A 17114-nucleotide genomic window follows, 5' to 3' on the forward strand; every position below is an offset into this window, starting at 1 on the left:
ATTGCTGTGCCCAAGGGTGTTCCCGAGGTCGTCCCCGCGGACGGGCTGACCACGCGGCAGCGGCGTAATCAACCCGTGCTTGCCGTGCACACCGGGCCCGGCAAGGGGAAGTCGACGGCGGCGTTCGGGATGGCGCTGCGGGCCTGGAATCAGGGATTCGACGTGGCCGTGTTCCAGTTCGTGAAGAGCGCGAAGTGGAAGGTCGGCGAGGAAGCGGCGTTTCGGACCCTCGGCACCCTGCACGAGGAGACCGGCGCGGGCGGCGCGGTGGAGTGGCACAAGATGGGGGAGGGATGGTCCTGGACCCGCAAGCACGGGACCGAGGAAGACCACGCCGCCGCCGCACTCGCGGGCTGGCAGGAGATTTCCCGGCGTCTCGCCGCCGAGCAGCACCGCTTCTACGTGCTCGACGAGTTCACCTACCCGCTGAAGTGGGGCTGGGTCGATATCGACGAGGTCGTCGAGACCCTCACCAACCGGCCCGGTAACCAGCACGTCGTCATCACCGGACGCGACGCACCACAGGCGCTGATCGATGCCGCCGACCTGGTCACCGAGATGACCAAGGTGAAACACCCGATGGACGCGGGCCGCAAGGGTCAGCGCGGTATCGAATGGTGACTGGCTCGACAGCCGTTGTGGAACGAACGGGGAGTGGACCGGCGGTCGTGTGGGAGTGGCGACCGTGAGCGCCCCGGCGATCGTTATCGCGGCCCCGGCGTCGGGTAGCGGCAAGACGACGCTGGCCACCGGGCTCATCGGTGCGTTGCGGCGGGCCGGGCACGAGGTGGCGCCGTTCAAGGTCGGCCCGGACTACATCGACCCCGGGTATCACGGGCTCGCCGCGGGGCGCCCCGGCCGGAACCTCGATCCTGTTCTGGTAGGCGAGGATCGGGTGGTCCCGCTGTACCGGCACGGTGCACGCGGGTGCGATATCGCGGTGGTCGAGGGCGTGATGGGCCTATTCGACGGGCGTATCGACGAGCACCGGACGGAAGCGGTGGCCGAGGGTTCCACCGCGCAGGTGGCAAGCCTGCTCGGCGCACCGGTCGTGCTGGTCGTCGACGCGCGCGGGCATTCGCAGAGCCTGGCCGCCCTGCTCCACGGATTCGCCACCTTCGACTCCTCGGTCCGTCTCGGTGGAGTAATCCTCAACCGCGTCGGCAGCGAACGCCACGAACAGGTCCTGCGCTCGGCATGCGACCGCGTGGGCATCCCCGTCCTCGGCGTGCTACCCCGGATGACCGAATTGGAAGTCCCCTCACGCCATCTCGGCCTCATCCCCGCCGTCGAACACGGGACCGCCGCCACCCGCGCGGTCGACGCGATGACCACCCTGGTCGCCGCCCACGTCGACCTCTCGGCGATCGTCGCCTTGGCCGGTGGATCGGTGCAGGGAACCGCCTGGGATCCGCTGACCGAACTGGCCGCAGCCGCCGATCGAGCCGTGCCCGATCGAGAGCAGTCGTCCGGCGAGCTCGGCGGGTCGCCCTCTACCGCGCGAACTCCACGCGATCCCGCCCCGGCGATGTTGTCCGAGCGATCCCCACTGCCGACCGACCCGAACGCGCAGGCCGCAGCCACCTTGTCCGGCCGAACGCTGCCTTCGTCGACCGAACCCGGAGTTACAGCAGGCATGGCCAAGTTCGCGCACGCCGCGAATCGGCCGGTCGAACCTGCGCGAACCGGGCGGACCACCACGATCACGGACGCGACTGTCGGCGACCGCCTCACCCGGATCGGGGGGCCTGTGATCGCGATGGCCGGCGGCGCTGCCTTCACCTTCGGCTACGCCGAGCACCGAGAGCTGCTCTTGGCAGCGGGTGCGCAGGTCGTTGTCTTCGATCCACTGACCGACGAATTGCCCGAGAGCACAGCGGGTCTGGTGCTGCCGGGTGGTTTCCCCGAGGAACACGCCGCGCAGCTCTCGGCGAACGTACGCCTGCGCAGCGCGATCGCCGACGGCGCCACCCACGGCCTCCCGATCCACGCGGAATGCGCCGGACTGCTCTACCTCACCCGCTCCCTCGATGGGCACCCCATGGCGGGAGTGATCGACGCCGACGCCGAATTCGGCCCCCGCCTCACCCTCGGCTACCGCGACGCCGTCGCCCTGCACGACTCCGTGCTGTGGCAGGCGGGCGCCCGAGTACGCGGCCACGAATTCCACCGCACCCGCCTGATCCAGGCGGGCACGGCGAACGCCGCATGGGGCTGGCGCACAACACAGTCCGTCTCCGAAGGTGCGGTGGTCGGCCAGGTCCATGCCTCCTACCTGCACACCCACCCTGCGGGTAATCCTGACGCCATCCGCCGATTCGTCGACGCCGCAACGGGATTCGAATCGATGACGGGTCGTCGGTGACGGACGGTAGGGGGACGCGAGCGACCGGAGCATCCGAGAGCGAGTCGCTGGACCGAGCCGTCGCGGTCGGCATCGGTCTGCGCCCAGGCACCACATCGGACCGCATCGTGCGAGCCGTCGAAGAGGTTGTCGGGCAGTACCGCATCGCCTGCCTGGCGACGCTCGACACCCGAGCCGCCGAGCCGGAAGTGCGGGCGGCCGCCGCGATCCTAGGAGTCGCGTTGCTCGGATTCACCGCCGAGGAATTGTCCGCGGTAGAGGTTGCACACAGCTCGCTCCGCACCGAGGCAGCGGTCGGGACCCCCAGCGTCGCGGAGGCCGCCGCACTACTTGCGGGGAATGGCGAATCAGTATGCGGACGAACAATTGTCGATGGAATCGTCGTGGCAGTGGCGTACACCGACCCGATTTAATTCACTGGGCAATATCGGCCGCGCGCAGTAACGTCTGGTCCAGCAGTCGTACGGCGGGCCGGCACTGATCGGTTACCTCTGGACCAAGCGGACGCAGGTTCGAATCCTGCCCGCCACCGCGCGGTGGCGGTAGCTCAGCCTGGTAGAGCACTCGGCGCGTCCGGTCGGGACACACACGCCCGCCGTGCGATTGCGACGGAATAGGGCGGGCCGGATTCGGTCGGTTATCTGGTGACCTCGTAAGTCGAGCGGGTTCGAACCCCGCGTCGGAAAGCAATTTCCGGCTCCGGCCGAAAACACCACGCCTGCCCCATTCCGCATACATGCCCCGCTGGGTCCGGGGCCGAACAGCAACGCCCACGGGCGTATCGGAGGGGAACAATGAATATTCTGTCGCGGTTCAACCGTCGCAGCACACCGCAGACCGCACCGGCCGACAATCGTCAGGTCGTGAACAACGCCGGTGGTTACGTTTTCGACATCACGCCGCAGGCACGAGTGCGTCGCTTCCTCACGCTCGGCACCGAATCGGGAACGTACTACGTGAGCCCCGCCGCGCTGACCGCCGACAACGCGGAGTTCATCGTCGGGTACGCGGCCGAGCACACCGCCGGCCTGGTGCGCGAGATCGTGGAGATCTCCACCTCCGGTCGTGCGCCGCGACAGAATCCCGCGCTGTTCGCACTCGCCGCCGCCGCATCGGTCGGTGATGTCGACGGCCGTCGCGCCGCCTTGGCCGCGTTGCCGCAGGTCGCCCGCACCGGCACGCACCTGTTCCTGTTCGCCGGCTACATCGAGCAGTTCCGCGGCTGGGGTCGCGGGCTGCGCCGGGCGGTGGCGAACTGGTACCTGGACAAGCCGGTCGACGCGCTCGCCTTCCAGGCGGTCAAGTACCGGCAGCGTGAAGGCTGGACGCACCGCGACCTGCTTCGCCTGTCGCACCCGGCGGCCACCGACGACGAGCGGCGCAGGCTGTTCGACTGGATCTGCGGCCGCGCAACGGAACTCGACGGCTTGGCCGTGATCGAGGGCTTCCAGCGTGCGCAGACCGCCCCGGCCGATCAGGTGCCCGCACTTGTTCGCGAATACCGGCTCGGCTGGGAGATGCTGCCCGATGCCGCGCTGAACACACCCGAGGTGTGGGAGGCGCTGCTGGACAACGGGATTCCGCAGACAGCACTGCTGCGTCAGCTCCCGCGCATCACCCGCCTCGGGATGCTGGACCCGCTCGGATCACGGACGGCCGCGATCTGTGCCCAGCTCACCGATCCGGCGCGACTGCGCGCGGCCCGGGTGCACCCTGTCTCGGTGCTGATCGCTCTGCGTACCTACGCTTCCGGGCGTTCGGCACGCGGTTCGGGCACCTGGACGCCGTCGGCTCCGGTCGTCGACGCGCTCGATTCCGCGTTCTACGCGGCGTTCGAGCTGATCCAGCCGACCGGTCTGCGGCACCTGCTCGCGCTCGACGTGTCCGGGTCGATGACCGCGCCGATCAGCGGCCTGCCGCTGTCGGCACGCGAGGCATCGGCCGCGCTCGCCCTGGTCACCGCCCGCACCGAACCCCGGCACCAGATCGTCGGGTTCACCAGCGGCGGCAAGGGCTGGTCGCAGTCGGACCGGTTGTCGGAGCTGGCGATCTCGCCGCGCCAGCGCTTGGACGACGCGGTGCGCACGGTATCGGGACTGCCGTTCGGCGGAACCGACTGCGCGCTGCCGATCCTGCACGCGCTGGACAAGGGCATCGAGGTGGACGTGTTCTCGGTCTACACCGACAACGAGACCTGGGCAGGTTCCATGCACCCGCATCAGGCGCTGGCCCGCTACCGCCGCGAGGTGAACCCGCGAGCCAAGCTCGTGGTGGTCGGGATGACCGCGACGAACTTCAGCATCGCCGATCCCGACGACGCGGGCATGCTCGATGTCGCCGGATTCGACGCCGCCGTGCCGTCGCTGCTGGCCGACTTCGCCACGGCCGCATAGAAGTTCACACAGCACAGAAAACGGAGCCGCCGCGACCTCGTTGTCGCGGCGGCACCTTTCCTCTCGCGCGGAAGTTCCTCACCCTCAGGGGGCGACCGAGGACCAATCGGCGAAACCGGTGGGGTCGTGGCGGCCCATGGAGGCGTGTTCGAACAGGCCCCAGCCCTCGGCGTCGCCGCAGCGGGCGTGGCCGATGTGGTCGATCACGCCGTAGGGTACGCGGGCTCGGATGCCGGGGTCGGTGAGGTCGTAGGTGCTCGACAGCGACCAGTTCTCGCCCATCCAGCGGCCGTGGGTCCAGTCGGGGTCGGCGCCGTACCCGCAGCCAACGTGCAGGGCGATGCCGGGGCGGGACTCGATCTCGACCTCGAGGGGCTTGCCGTCGGGGGTCGTCATGTTCAGGCGGACCGAGCGGGGGTGGCGGGTGCCCGGCTCGTAGACCCAGGTCATGCGCGGCCAGCCGAGTTGTTCCTTGCGGCCGTCGTTCCAGATGCGCACCGCGTTGTTGAGAGTGCGGGTGCCGTCGGGTTCCTCCTGGATGATCACCACGATGGCGAAATCACGGAACCGCAGCGGCGCGTACAACCACCAGAAACCACCCATGCCCGTCGGCCTGCCCGCCGGGTCCGGTTCGCCGGAGGGACGGATGCCCCAGGAGCGGTCGCGGCTGCCGGTCCACACCGCCGGGTCGACGGAGTAGTCGCGCCCGTGGACCGCGAGAGTGCCCTCCCACGAACCCAATTGGGCGAAACGCGAGGCCTCGATGATCGGCCGCGTGCCGGACAGGATCAGGTGCGGTTGTTCCTGCACGGCCGGCTGCGCCCCGGTCCAGGTGAGGTCGAAACCGAGATCGTCGTGCTCGCACACCACGCGCAACTTCTGCAGCGGCTCGATCACCTCGATGCGGTAGCCACCGACACCGGTGTCGAGATCACGCGAGGTGAGCGCGTCGGAGAACCGCACACTGTGCTGGGTGTCGCCCTGGCGTGCGCACGCGAACGCGTCGACCACGCCCAGGTTCGGGTACACGCCGAACCCGGTGATGAGCATGGTGTCACCGGCGGGGTCGAAGGCGTTGAAGTAGTAGCGGTCGTAGAAATTCCGGTCGCTGGTCGCCACCCGGGCCAGCGAGAGCGGCGTCTGATGGACCGGGTATTCGTCCAGGGGGACGGGCATGATCGCGTTCATCGTCAGTCCCATTCGTAGGTGCCGTCGAGCAGCGCTTCGAGTCCGCGCCGGTGCATGATGTAGTCGTCGCGCTCGTCGGGCACGGTGTCCTCGCCGAAATGGATCATCCGCCGCTTGATCCGCGCCATCACGATGGCGTGGCGCAGCGCCGCGTACACGATGTAGAAGTCCAGGTCGGTGACGGTGTGGCCGGTGAGCTTCTCGTACTCGGCGACCACGTCGTCGCGGCGCAGGAAGTCGGCGAGGCCCGGCTGGTCGAAGTGGGTGGCGATGTCCTGGAAGAACCGGTGGATGAAGATCAGCCAGCCCAGGTCGAGCTCGCGGGGGCCGAGGGTGGCCATCTCCCAGTCCAGCACGGCGGCCGGGGTGAAGCCGTCGAACAGGATGTTGCCGGGGCGCGCGTCACCCCAGTTGAGCACCTCGGCGCCGGTCTCGGCGGGCCAGTTGGCCTCCAGCCAGTCGAAGGCGCGCTCGATCAGCGGGATCTCGACACCGTCGTCGGCCAGCGCCCACCGGTACCAGGCGCGCTGAGCCTCGAAGTGCCTGCGCAGCGCGGATCCTTCGCCGTCGAGCGCCGGAAAGCGCTGTGCCGCTTCGTCGATCGCGTGCACCTGGGCGATCACCTTGACGGTCTCGGCGGTGATGCCCGCGCGCTCGGCGGGGGTGGCGTCGAACACCCAGCCGAAGAACACGTACGGCGGATTGTCGGCGACTACCTGACCATCGATTTTGTCCATGACGAAAAACGGTGTGCCGAAAAGGGATTCGTCGGTCTCGAGCCAGCGCAGGGCGGGCACGGGAACCTCCGACGCCGCCGCGACACCCGACATCACCTGGTACTGCAACGGCAGGTCATAGGACTGGAACACCGGAAACGACGAGTCCTCGGGCGCCATCCGCGCGACGAACGAACCGCTCTCGGCGACCCCGTTCACCGACCATTCGGCATCGAACAGAACCGTGGTGCTCGACATACCGCCGGTGGCGGGTTTGCTGAGGTTGCCGATCGTCGGCGGGGCGTCGGCGCCGACCTTGTCCGACAGCCACCCCGAGAGCCGCTCGCCGAATGCGTCGAGATCGAGCTCGGTGACGGTCAGCGACTGCTGCGCGGTGTGGTCCGTGTCGTCGGACATACGTGGGGTCCCCTGTCGGCGTGGTGAAACGTGTTCCGTACCGGCGTACCGGAAGACCGGCCGGAATGTAAGGCGGGCGTCGGTGAGCGGGATTCAGGGTTGACACCTCCAAGATCGGGGTTTCCCCCGATGCGCGTGCGTGTCGTTCTCGGTAAAGCTTGCCGGACAGCTGTTTTCGATAGGGAGGTACGTAGTGACCGCAGTCGTCGCGGAGCACGCAGTCGAGGAGCCGGTGCGTGCACCGGAGCCCAGGTGGCACCCGCTCAGCCTGATCGCGTTCAGGTTCTGCGTCGCGTACTTCGGCCTGTTCTGCCTGTGGATGGCTCAGATCACCTTCGTCTTCCTCGGCGTGATCGCGTTGAAGATGCCCGAGGACGCCGTCGCCTGGCAGCTGCTCACCCTGGCCCCCGTGAGCAGCTGGATCGGGGAGCACGTGTTCGGCGTGTACGCCGAGCTGGAGATGAACGGCAGCGGCGACCAGGCCGCCATCTGGATCCAGTGCGGCTTGGTGCTGATGGTCGCGATCCTGGTCACCGCGGTGTGGTCGATTCTCGACCGCCGCCGCCGCGCCTATCCCCGGGTGGCGAGCTGGTTCCTCACCGGCCTGCGCCTGGCTGTCGGCGGGCAGATGCTGTTCTACGGTTTCACGAAACTGGTCCCCACCCAGATGCCCGAACCGGCGCTGACCACCTTGCTCACCCGGGTAGGCGACCTGAGTCCGATGGCGATGCTGTGGACGCAGGTCGGTTCGGCACCGGCCTATGAGGTGGCGCTCGGTGCCGCCGAGGTGCTCGCGGGGCTGCTGCTGTTCTGGCCGCGCACCGCGACGCTCGGTGCCATGCTCAGCCTGATCAGCATGGCCCAGGTGTTCCTGCTGAACCTCACCTTCGACGTGCCGGTGAAGATGCTGTCCGGCCACCTGCTGCTGATGAGCCTGGTGCTGCTCGCCCCGCAGGCCCGGCGGCTACTGGATGTGCTTGTGCTGGAACGCGCATCGGGTCCGATGGTGCAGCCCGCGCTGTTCCGGTCCGCGCGGGCGAACCGGTGGGCCACCGTGGCGCAGGTCGCGGCGGCGGTGTGGATTGTGGCCGGAATGATCGTGGTGATCACGGACTCGTGGCGCGAATACGGCGGGGGCGCACCGGAACCGGAGCTGTACGGCATCTGGGAGGTGTCGGAGTTCTCGATCGAGCAGCTGCCGGTGGCGCCGCTGACCACCGATCCCGTCCGCTGGCAGCGCCTCGTCGTGGACAAGGGCACGGCGGGCTATCAGCTCATGGACGACACCATCGTTCCGGTCCAGGTCACCGTCGACCCGGCGACCTCGACGCTCACGCTCCTGGCCGCGCCGACCGCACCCGATCAGGCGGCCGCGCCGTACGCCACTCTCGCCGTGGACCGTGCGGCAGACGACCGGCTCACCCTGCGCGGCGACATCGCGGGCAAGCAGGCGGTGGTCGTCCTCACTCGCGTCGATCTCGACAGTTTCCCCTTGCGCGGCACCGGCTTCCGGTGGGTACAGAACAATCCCTACCTGGGCTGAGCCGTGCACGGTGCGGCGAGGCGCGCGCGGACCGGCGTCCATCGAGCCGACCGGCACCGGGCAGCGGTCCGACACCGCAACGGCCGGGTGGGTGCGGGGATCGGCAGGTCACGAACTAGGCTCGGACATTGTGCCGAACACGTCTGACACCGCATCGACCCAGCCCGCCGGGGACCCGAACTACCTGGTCGGGCTCGATCTGCGTGGACGCAGAGTCGTTGTCGTCGGCGGCGGCACTGTCGCCCAGCGCAGGCTCGGGCTGCTCGTGGCCGCGGGTGCGCAGGTGCACGTGGTCAGCCGCGCCGTGACCCCGGCCGTGGAGGGCATGGCAACAGCGGGGCAACTCACCGTGGAACTGCGCGACTACCGCGACGGCGACCTCGACGAGGCCTGGTACGCGATGGCCTGCACCGACGAACCCGAGACCAATGCCGCCGTGGTCGCCGAGGCCACCGCCAAACGGATCTTCTGCGTGCGCGCCGACATCGCCCGCGACGGCACCGCCGTCACCCCTGCAACCGCCCGCTACGACGGCCTCACTCTCGGCGTCCTCGCGGGTGGTGCGCACCGCCGCTCGGCCGCCGTCCGCAACGGGCTGCTCGAAGCACTGCAATCCGGTGTGGTGACCGATGATTCGGAACCCGTGACGCCCGGCGTCGCGCTCGTGGGTGGTGGGCCAGGCGACCCGGACCTCATCACCGTGCGCGGTCGCCGCCTGCTCGCCCGCGCCGACCTGGTCGTCGCCGACCGGCTCGCACCGCCGGAGCTGCTCGCCGAACTCGGACCGCACGTCGAGGTCATCGACGCGGCGAAGATCCCCTACGGCCGGTCCATGGCGCAGGAGGCGATCAACCTCGCCCTCGTCGAGGGCGTGAAGGCGGGCAAGTTCGTCGTCCGGCTCAAGGGCGGCGACCCGTACGTCTTCGGGCGCGGGTACGAGGAGCTCGAGGCGTGCACCGAGGCGGGCATCCCGGTGACGGTGGTACCCGGCATCACCAGTCCCATCTCGGTACCCGGTGCGGCGGGCATCCCGGTGACCCATCGCGGCGTGACCCACGAATTCGTGGTCGTGAGCGGACACGTCGCCCCGGATCACCCGGACTCGCTGGTCGACTGGTCGGCGCTGGCCAAGCTGCGCGGCACCCTCGTGCTGATGATGGCCGTGGAACGCATCGACAAGTTCGCCGCCGCCCTGCTCGACGGCGGCAAGCCCGCCGACACCCCGGCCACCGTCATCCAGGAGGGCACCCTGCGCACCCAGCGGGTGGTGCGCGCCGACCTGGCCACCGTCGCCGAGCGGGTCAAGCAGGAGGGCATCCGGCCGCCCGCGATCATCGTCATCGGGCCGACAGCGGCCTTCGGTGCCGATCCCGCCTGAGTCACGATCCCGGCGGGGGCGCCGGCCGCGTCGTTTACAGTGGTCGACTGTGCTCGAAAACCCCGCTGCCTCGAAGCAGTCCCCGGTGAAGCAGTCGGCCTTCGGGCTCGCGATCATCGTTCTCAGCGGCCTGCAGTTCATGGTCGTGCTCGACGGCACCGTCGTGATCTTCGCGCTGCCCCGCCTGCAGGACGAACTCGGCCTGTCCAGTTCGGGCGGTGCGTGGACGGTCACCGCCTACGGCCTCACCTTCGCGGGCATGATGCTGCTGGGCGGTCGCCTCGGTGACGTCTTCGGCCGCAAACGCATGCTCATCACCGGTGTCGGCCTGTTCACCGCCGCCTCGCTGGCCTGCGGCCTCGCTCAGGGTGAGCTGGCGCTGCTGATCGCGCGCGCCTTCCAGGGTGCGGGCGCGGCGATCGCGGCACCGACCGCGTTCGCGCTGGTCGCCACGACTTTCGCGCCGGGTAAGGCACGCAACCAGGCGGTGGCCGTCGTCGGATCGATGGCGGGCATCGGGTCGGTGAGCGGCCTGGTGATCGGTGGTCTGCTCACCGAGATGTCGTGGCGGATGATCTTCCTCATCAATGTGCCGATCGGCGCGCTGATCGTGGTCGGCGCGATGTACACACTCTCCGACACCGCCCACCACCGGGCGCCCCTCGACGTGAAGGGCGCGGTGCTCGGCACGCTCGCCTGCGCGCTGGTCGTGTTCGGCGCCACCGAGGGACCGTCGTGGGGATGGGGCAGCCCGGTCATCCTGACCTCGCTGATCGTCGGTGTCGTGCTGCTCGTGGCGTTCGTGCTCATCGAGCGCAACGAGGCCGACCCGCTGCTGCCGTGGTCGCTGTTCGACAGCCGCGACCGCAACTCGACCTTCCTGCTGATCTTCCTCGCGGGCGCGGTACTCGGCGCGATGACGTTCTTCGTCGCCCAGATGCTGCAGAACTCGCTCGGCTACAGCCCGCTGCACGCCGGTATCGCCTGCATCCCGTTCACCATCGGCATCGGCGTCGGCGGCGCGCTGGCCTCGAAGGCGGCGTTGCGGGTGCCGCCGCGCTGGCTGCTGACCGGCGCCGCGCTCGTGTTGTCGGGGGCGCTGCTGTTCGGGTCGACCCTCGATCGCCACATCGGCTACTTCACCACCCTGCTGCCGTTGCTCGTCGTGATCGGATTCGGGGTGGGTGTGGCGATGGTGCTCGCCCCGCTGTGCGTGCTGGTCGACGTGCCGCCGTCCGATATCGGTCCGCTCTCGGCGGTGGGGCAGATGTTCATGAACCTGGCGACGCCGATCGCGATCGGACTGCTCAGCCCGATCGCGGCCTCGCGCACCCTGTCGCTCGGCGGCAGCCCCGACACCAAGGTGTCGGCCATGACCGGCCCCCAGCTCGACGCGCTCACCAGCGGCTACACCACGGTCCTGCTCGTCTGTTCGGGTCTGGCACTGCTGGCCGCCGTCGTGGCGCTGACACTGCGTTTCACGCCAGGTCAGCTGGCCCAGGCCCAGCACGCCCAGGAGGAAGCCCAGCAGTCCTGAGCCTCAGAGGCGGCCGGTGACCTTGTACGGCGTGATCCGTACCGTCACCCGTTCGGCGTCGTCTACCGAGGCCGGGTTGAACTCCGCGTAGGGCAGACCCGTGTATTTCAGGGACAACTCGTCGGGCAGCAGACGATCGGGATCCGGGACGAGGGTGGCGGTGCCGCGGATGGCGGCGTAGACGAACGGGCGCTCGGGCGGGTTGACCATCACGGTGACGCGGGGGTCGCGGGCCAGGTTCTTGGCCTGCTGGCGGGCGACCGTGGTGGAGAAGAGCAGGTCGTCGCCGTCGCGTTTGATCCAGACGACAGTCAGATGCGGATGCCCGTCGGGGCCGAGGGTGGCGACGGTGGCATACGCCCTCTCGTTGTCGATATAGGTGGACAACTCTTCGGACAGCGCGATGGTTCGGGTCATACCGGTACGAACGCGGCGGTCATACCCGGCATTCCGGCCCATTGTGGCAGAACGGTATTCGGGTTCTCGTGGCGAAAACGGGGTTGCCCGACAGTTGACGCGGCATGAGACTGGAGGGATGTCTGTGCTCGCGGAGAACCTGCTCGACCGGTGGATCGCCTTGGCCGGGACCGACTCCGAAGCCATCGGGATCGGCATCATCGGCCGCTACGCCGAACCACACCGTCGCTACCACACGCTCACCCACCTGGCGGTGATGCTCGCCGCCATCGACGAATTAGCCGATGCCGCAACCGATATCAATGCCGTGCGCTACGCGGCCTTCTTCCACGACGCGATCTACGCCGTCGACCGCGCCGACAACGAGGAACGCAGCGCCGACCTGGCTCGCGACGTGCTCGAATCACTCGGCGCCACACCAGAGCTGGTGAACGAGGTGGTGCGCCTGGTGATCCTCACCCGTGGTCACAACCCGGAAGCCGGCGACGCCAACGGCGCGGTGCTCTGCGACGCCGACCTGGTCGTGCTCGGTGGGACAGCGCAGGAGTACGCCACCTACGCGGCCGCGATCCGTGATGAATACCGCCACGTCCCCGACGACCTGTTCCGTGCGGGCCGTGCCTCGGTGCTGCGCAACCTCGCCGAGCAACCGCGCCTGTTCCGCACGCCGCGGGCTTATCAGCGTTACGAGGGGCCCGCTCGTGCCAACCTCGCGGCCGAACTCATCGGCTTGTCCGGCTAGTCCTTGCGCCCGGTCAGCGCGAGCGACGCGCCGAGGCCGATCATGACCAACCCGCCGGTCCCGCCGACGGCGGCCAGGCGTCGCGGCGACCGGGCGAACCAGGTTCTGGCCGAGCCGGCCGCCAGCGCCCACAGTGAATCGAAGACGAGGCCGAACACGGGGATGCACAGACCGAGGATCAGCATCTGCTGCGGTGCGCCGCCACGTGCGGGGTCGACGAACTGGGGGAGCAAGGCCGCGAAGATGACGATGGTCTTCGGGTTGGCCAGGCCGACGATGAACCCGTCGCGCAACGCCGCGACCGTGTTTCCGTCGCGACCCTCGGGTCCGATCTGCAGGGCGCCGTGTAGTTGGGTGCGGTGCCGGAAGCTCTGAATGCCTAGGTACACAAGGTAACCCGCGCCGACGAGCTTTATCGCCGTGAACGCGGTCGCCGACGCCATCACCACCGCCCCCACGCCACACGCGACGGCGACGATCTGGAGGTATACGCCCACGGCGTTGCCGACCACGTTCAGCAACGCGGTCCGCCGACCGGCGGTGAGCGCCCGCCCGATGGTGAACAACACGCTCGGACCCGGCACGAGAACGATCAGCAACGCCAGTCCGGCGAACGACGCCAGCGCACCCCAGGAGACCATGACCGCCACGGTATCCGGGCCGCGCTCAGCGCGCGAGCGCGTTGTTCGATTCGATCGCGGTCACGATGAGGTCGGCTACGCCGCGCTGACCGGCGAGGGTCGGGTGATAGGGCAGCAGGGTGCGATCGGCCAGGATCGGGTCGAACCAGCGCACCGACGGATCCGCGCACATCCCGAATTCGCGGGAGGCGGCGACAGTATCGACAAAGATCGCACCGTGCGCGGCGGCTTCGCCCGCGACCACCGCATTGAGTCGTTCGAACTTGGACTGGATATAGGCGGCGTCGGTGTCGCGCAGTCCGGCCATCGCCGGGCAGCTGTGGTCGGTGAGGTAGGTCGGCCAGCCGTCGACGACGATGACGGCGTTCGGGGCGCGCCGGGTGATGTCGTCGAGTGCGGCCGCGTAGCTCGGGGCGATCGCGTCGATCTTCTCGTCCCAGCCGTGTTCCGTCCCGCAGCCGCCCAGGTGGCACCGGCCGAGGATGTACTGCGTCATATCGGCGTCGTTGGCGCCGATGTGCAGCGTGACCAGCCGTGTCGCAGGCCCGAGCGCGTCCAGCTGCGGGGCGATACCCGGTCCCTGCTGCTGGGTCAGGTGCGGGATCTTCGCCGAACTGCAGGTGCGGTCGTCCAGGGTGAGTCCGAGCCGTTGCGCCACCAGCTTCGGCGCGTTGGCCGTCGAGCGAGCACACTGCAGCGGAGCGGTGAGGTCGAGGTTCGCGGCGCCGGTGGTCGCGGCACCGGAATCGCCGAGGGCCACATACACAGCCCCGCTCACCGGGTCGGCGTGCGCTCCGGCCGAGAGCAGCGCGGACGCCGAAACGGTCAGCGCCGCAACGAGAGCGCGCATGCGGTTGGTCATCGAACATCCTGGAGATCGAGCGGTCGGCGTCGGTCGGCCGAGTTCAGGCTAGGCGGCGGTGCACCCCGTTGTCTTTGTGCTGCGTCACGGTATCTGTTGGACGATGCGATTGACAGGCAAGTCGCTACTTGCCTATGGTGGTTTCGGAAGAGACAAGGAGTGCTCGCCGTGAGCGATATCTTCACCGCCCTGGCGGATTCGACACGACGCGTGCTGCTCGACGAACTGGCCGATCGTGACGGTCAGACCCTGTTCGAACTGTGCGGCAGGCTCGTGACAAAGCACGGCATCAGCTCCTCGCGGCAGGCGATCACCCAGCATCTGGGTGTGCTCGAGGCGGCGGGCCTGGTCCGCACGAGCCGTGTCGGCCGCTACAAATTCCACTACCGCGACTTCACCCCGCTGCGCGAGCTGACGGCGCGGTGGCCCATTCCCCAGGAGGACACATGATCCGCATCGGCGTCACCAGCGTCTTCGTCGACGACCAGGACAAGGCCGAGAAGTTCTACACCGAGGTGCTCGGTTTCCAGGTGAAACACAAAGTGCCCCTTGGTGAATACTCGTGGCTCACCGTCGTGTCGCCCGCCGACCCCGACGGCATCGAACTGCTCCTCGAACCCGATCAGCACCCCGCCGCCAAGGCCTACAAGACGGCACTGAGCGCCGACGGTATTCCGATGATGATCTTCACCGTCGACGACATCGACGCCGAGTACTGCCGCCTGACCGACCTGGGTGTCTTCTTCACCCAACCGCCCCAGCCCATGGGCCAGGTGACCTCCGCCGTCTTCGACGACACCTGCGGCAACCTCATCTCCCTGAACTCACCTGTCGGCGAATAGCGCACCGGGCGCCGCCGAGATCACCGGGAACAATCGTGGCACCCCATCGGTTGACCCGGCACATGACGACACTCGGATTGATCGGTAGCGGATTCATCGGCTCCACCCTGGCCCGGCTCGCGGTCGACGCGGGTCACGACGTGGTCCTCAGCAATTCGCGTGGCCCGGAAACCCTGGCGGACCTGGTGGCCGAACTCGGCCCACGCGCTCGCGCGGCCACCCCCGCCGAAGCGGCCGAGGCGGGTGACTACGTGGTGGTCACCGTCCCGTTGAAGGCCTACCGCGAGATCCCCGTCGCGCCGCTGGCGGGCAAGGTGGTGTTTGATACCAACAACTACTACCCCGAGCGCGACGGCGCGTTCCCCGAACTCGACGCCGACGAGACCACCACCAGCGAACTCCTGCAGCGCCACCTCCCCGAGTCGAAGGTGGTCAAGGCGTTCAACAACATCGCCTACGCCAACCTGGCCGAACTCGCCCGCCCCGCGGGCGCTGCCGACCGTTCCGCGCTGCCGATCTTCGGTGACGACGCCGACGCCAAGAAGCTGGCCGCCGAGTTCATCGACAGTCTCGGCTACGACGTGGTCGACGGCGGCTCACTCGCCGAAAGCCGCCGCTCGCAGCGGGATACGCCGGTCTACGTGCGCCCGTACGCCGCCGACAGCAACTGGCCGCCCGCGTCGAAGCCCGCGAGTGCCGACGAAGTGCGCGCGGCCCTCGCGGCGGCGCAGATCTAACCCGTTCCCCACCTCCCCGCGGCCCGCAACCTGGCCAGCGTCGCCTGATCTGGGTGATGCTCGACCAGGAAGCGCGGCGGGAACAGGCCGGGCACGGCCCGCAGGCCGACTTCGCGATCCAGCACCTCCCAGGGAACACCGAACAGGGACGCGGTCGTCGGGTCGACCATGCTGACGACATGCGCGCGCGGAAGCAGCGTGGGCACGGTGTCGGTCCACGCGGCCACCGTTTCCTCGATGCCGTTCTCGGCCCGTACGTGCAGCAGTTCTGCGACGAACAGATCCAGGCGGCCGGCTTCGGTATCGGCTTGCATGCCCTGATACTGGGCGGCATGGACCGGTGCGGCGAGCGCGGCCTCGGCGGAACGGATCGCGGCCCACGCGGGGTGGTCGATGGGCACCGTGAACGGCACGAGCCGACCCTGTTCGTCGACCGTGTAGGGAGCCGGTGAGACGGGTCGCACGGCATTGTCGAACATTTCCCGGGCGGCAGCGACCAGTTCGCAGACCCGCTCCGGTGAACTCGCCACCCCGGCCAGGACGCCGAAACTACCCGGCACGAAGAACAGGGGCTGTGCGCCTGCTTTGTTGCCGAGCCCGGCCAGCCAGCCGTCGACCAGCGGCAGCGACCCCGCGTAGAGATCACCGTCGTCGTCCGGGAGGAACAGCACACCGTCCTCGGTGTCGAACAGCGACACAGTCTCCACCGCGAAGTCGATCATGTTGGCGCGGGCGGTGGCGAAGACGGTATCGGCATCCACACCCCACTCGACCAGATCGTCCGGGGACACCGTGCGCATCGAGGTCGGCAGGTCGATCACCACGCGCTCGGTGAGGCAGGGCAGCAGCGGCCGCCACAGCATGTGGTCGCCGATCCGCTTCCCCTGGAACTCGAGGGTGAGGTCACCGGCCGGCCGCAGCACCGAGCGCAACGTCGGCGCCGCCGACACCCAGCCCGCTACGGGTTCGGTCATCACCGTTCGCGACGTCACCGCACGGCGCAAGTACTCGGCGAGCAGCTGCACCGCTTCCTCGCCGTCGAGGCCCACGGCCAGCCGGTACGGCGTCTGCAGGCCGTACTGCTGAATCGCGCCGTCGGCGTAGACGACATCGACGTGGAACTCGGACGCATCGAACTCCGCCGAGACGACCTCGGGAAACGCCCGCAGGATGTCGACCGCCCACTTGCCGAAAATCGCGTCACGCGAAGCAGATTCGCGACGCCGGAACAAACCCCTACCGAAACCCATTGAGCACTCTCTCGATCACGCATGCCCGGCCGGACGCGACCGAACCGCGGAACGTTACCGGTAACCGGACCGGCGCGCACCCCGAG

At 68.7% G+C, this 17114-nt stretch carries 17 protein-coding genes; 11 read left to right on the forward strand and 6 right to left on the reverse strand.

Features of this window, described 5'->3' with window-relative positions; all coding sequences use genetic code 11:
- Positions 1–6 precede the first annotated feature (6 nt).
- The 4 genes from cobO to HYG95_RS05205 all read left to right on the forward strand — a co-directional run bounded on the left by cobO (position 7) and on the right by HYG95_RS05205 (position 4758).
- Positions 7–621, forward strand: a complete 615-nt coding sequence (gene cobO, locus HYG95_RS05190) for a cob(I)yrinic acid a,c-diamide adenosyltransferase (protein WP_181696864.1) — start codon at positions 7–9, stop codon at positions 619–621.
- 64 nt (positions 622–685) lie between these two features.
- A complete protein-coding gene (locus HYG95_RS24660; RefSeq protein ID WP_181696865.1) occupies positions 686–2365 on the forward strand; it encodes a cobyrinate a,c-diamide synthase in 1680 nt (559 codons plus the stop codon).
- Complete coding sequence (locus tag HYG95_RS05200) at positions 2362–2778, forward strand: cobalamin biosynthesis protein (RefSeq protein WP_370465688.1); 417 nt, start codon at positions 2362–2364, stop codon at positions 2776–2778. The genes HYG95_RS24660 and HYG95_RS05200 overlap by 4 nt, the downstream gene beginning before the upstream one ends.
- A gap of 381 nt (positions 2779–3159) precedes the next feature.
- On the forward strand, positions 3160–4758 hold the full coding sequence (locus tag HYG95_RS05205; RefSeq protein WP_181696866.1) for a TROVE domain-containing protein: 1599 nt from the start codon (positions 3160–3162) through the stop codon (positions 4756–4758).
- A gap of 84 nt (positions 4759–4842) precedes the next feature.
- Here HYG95_RS05205 and HYG95_RS05210 read toward each other — a convergent pair whose 3' ends face one another.
- Together HYG95_RS05210 and HYG95_RS05215 are read right to left on the reverse strand one after the other, a co-directional pair.
- Positions 4843–5946, reverse strand: coding sequence for a hypothetical protein (locus tag HYG95_RS05210; RefSeq protein WP_255495001.1), 1104 nt, complete (start codon positions 5944–5946; stop codon positions 4843–4845).
- A gap of 2 nt (positions 5947–5948) precedes the next feature.
- Positions 5949–7079: a phosphotransferase family protein gene (locus HYG95_RS05215; RefSeq protein ID WP_181696867.1), complete on the reverse strand. Its 1131-nt coding sequence runs from the start codon at positions 7077–7079 to the stop codon at positions 5949–5951.
- Between the two features lie 193 nt (positions 7080–7272).
- Here HYG95_RS05215 and HYG95_RS05220 point away from each other — a divergent pair, with 193 nt between their 5' ends.
- The 3 genes from HYG95_RS05220 to HYG95_RS05230 all read left to right on the forward strand — a co-directional run bounded on the left by HYG95_RS05220 (position 7273) and on the right by HYG95_RS05230 (position 11537).
- Positions 7273–8622: a DoxX family protein gene (locus HYG95_RS05220; RefSeq protein ID WP_181696868.1), complete on the forward strand. Its 1350-nt coding sequence runs from the start codon at positions 7273–7275 to the stop codon at positions 8620–8622.
- Positions 8623–8752: 130 nt separating this feature from the next.
- Positions 8753–10000: a uroporphyrinogen-III C-methyltransferase gene (cobA, locus tag HYG95_RS05225; protein ID WP_181696869.1), complete on the forward strand. Its 1248-nt coding sequence runs from the start codon at positions 8753–8755 to the stop codon at positions 9998–10000.
- A gap of 85 nt (positions 10001–10085) precedes the next feature.
- Positions 10086–11537 (forward strand): MFS transporter, encoded by a 1452-nt coding sequence (locus HYG95_RS05230; RefSeq protein WP_370465689.1) that lies wholly within the window; start codon positions 10086–10088, stop codon positions 11535–11537.
- Between the two features lie 3 nt (positions 11538–11540).
- On the opposite strand, the gene HYG95_RS05235 is transcribed toward HYG95_RS05230, so the two are convergent.
- Positions 11541–11954 carry a PPOX class F420-dependent oxidoreductase gene (locus HYG95_RS05235; RefSeq protein ID WP_181696871.1) on the reverse strand — a complete coding sequence of 138 codons (414 nt, stop codon included), beginning with the start codon at positions 11952–11954 and terminating at the stop codon, positions 11541–11543.
- A 118-nt stretch (positions 11955–12072) separates the two neighbouring features.
- On the opposite strand from HYG95_RS05235, the gene HYG95_RS05240 reads away from it, so the two are divergent.
- Complete coding sequence (locus HYG95_RS05240) at positions 12073–12696, forward strand: metal-dependent phosphohydrolase (RefSeq protein ID WP_181696872.1); 624 nt, start codon at positions 12073–12075, stop codon at positions 12694–12696.
- Here HYG95_RS05240 and HYG95_RS05245 read toward each other — a convergent pair.
- Positions 12693–13337, reverse strand: coding sequence for a LysE family translocator (locus HYG95_RS05245; RefSeq protein ID WP_181696873.1), 645 nt, complete (start codon positions 13335–13337; stop codon positions 12693–12695). The genes HYG95_RS05240 and HYG95_RS05245 overlap by 4 nt on opposite strands.
- 25 nt (positions 13338–13362) lie before the next feature.
- Positions 13363–14199, reverse strand: coding sequence for an SGNH/GDSL hydrolase family protein (locus tag HYG95_RS05250; protein ID WP_255495002.1), 837 nt, complete (start codon positions 14197–14199; stop codon positions 13363–13365).
- A gap of 168 nt (positions 14200–14367) precedes the next feature.
- Here HYG95_RS05250 and HYG95_RS05255 point away from each other — a divergent pair, with 168 nt between their 5' ends.
- The 3 genes from HYG95_RS05255 to HYG95_RS05265 all read left to right on the forward strand — a co-directional run bounded on the left by HYG95_RS05255 (position 14368) and on the right by HYG95_RS05265 (position 15778).
- Positions 14368–14649, forward strand: a complete 282-nt coding sequence (locus HYG95_RS05255) for a helix-turn-helix transcriptional regulator (RefSeq protein WP_181696874.1) — start codon at positions 14368–14370, stop codon at positions 14647–14649.
- Positions 14649–15041 (forward strand): VOC family protein, encoded by a 393-nt coding sequence (locus HYG95_RS05260; protein ID WP_181697021.1) that lies wholly within the window; start codon positions 14649–14651, stop codon positions 15039–15041. Before HYG95_RS05255 ends, HYG95_RS05260 begins: the two co-directional genes overlap by 1 nt.
- A gap of 62 nt (positions 15042–15103) precedes the next feature.
- On the forward strand, positions 15104–15778 hold the full coding sequence (locus tag HYG95_RS05265) for an NADPH-dependent F420 reductase (RefSeq protein WP_181696875.1): 675 nt from the start codon (positions 15104–15106) through the stop codon (positions 15776–15778).
- Here the strand turns inward: HYG95_RS05265 and HYG95_RS05270 are convergent.
- On the reverse strand, positions 15775–17028 hold the full coding sequence (locus HYG95_RS05270) for a hypothetical protein (protein WP_181696876.1): 1254 nt from the start codon (positions 17026–17028) through the stop codon (positions 15775–15777). The genes HYG95_RS05265 and HYG95_RS05270 overlap by 4 nt on opposite strands.
- Positions 17029–17114: the final 86 nt, after the last annotated feature.

The organism is Nocardia sp. GTS18, assembly GCF_013839555.1.
GTDB classification, from domain to species: domain Bacteria; phylum Actinomycetota; class Actinomycetes; order Mycobacteriales; family Mycobacteriaceae; genus Nocardia; species Nocardia rosealba.

Coding starts and splice junctions, on each gene's coding strand:
- HYG95_RS05205 (WP_181696866.1), top strand. CDS start 3,160: ATGAATATTCTGTCGCGGTTCAACCGTCGCAGCACACCGCAGACCGCA.
- HYG95_RS05210 (WP_255495001.1), bottom strand. CDS start 5,946: ATGAACGCGATCATGCCCGTCCCCCTGGACGAATACCCGGTCCATCAG.
- HYG95_RS05215 (WP_181696867.1), bottom strand. CDS start 7,079: ATGTCCGACGACACGGACCACACCGCGCAGCAGTCGCTGACCGTCACC.
- HYG95_RS05235 (WP_181696871.1), bottom strand. CDS start 11,954: ATGACCCGAACCATCGCGCTGTCCGAAGAGTTGTCCACCTATATCGAC.
- HYG95_RS05240 (WP_181696872.1), top strand. CDS start 12,073: ATGTCTGTGCTCGCGGAGAACCTGCTCGACCGGTGGATCGCCTTGGCC.
- HYG95_RS05245 (WP_181696873.1), bottom strand. CDS start 13,337: ATGGTCTCCTGGGGTGCGCTGGCGTCGTTCGCCGGACTGGCGTTGCTG.
- HYG95_RS05250 (WP_255495002.1), bottom strand. CDS start 14,199: ATGACCAACCGCATGCGCGCTCTCGTTGCGGCGCTGACCGTTTCGGCG.
- HYG95_RS05265 (WP_181696875.1), top strand. CDS start 15,104: ATGACGACACTCGGATTGATCGGTAGCGGATTCATCGGCTCCACCCTG.
- HYG95_RS05270 (WP_181696876.1), bottom strand. CDS start 17,028: ATGGGTTTCGGTAGGGGTTTGTTCCGGCGTCGCGAATCTGCTTCGCGT.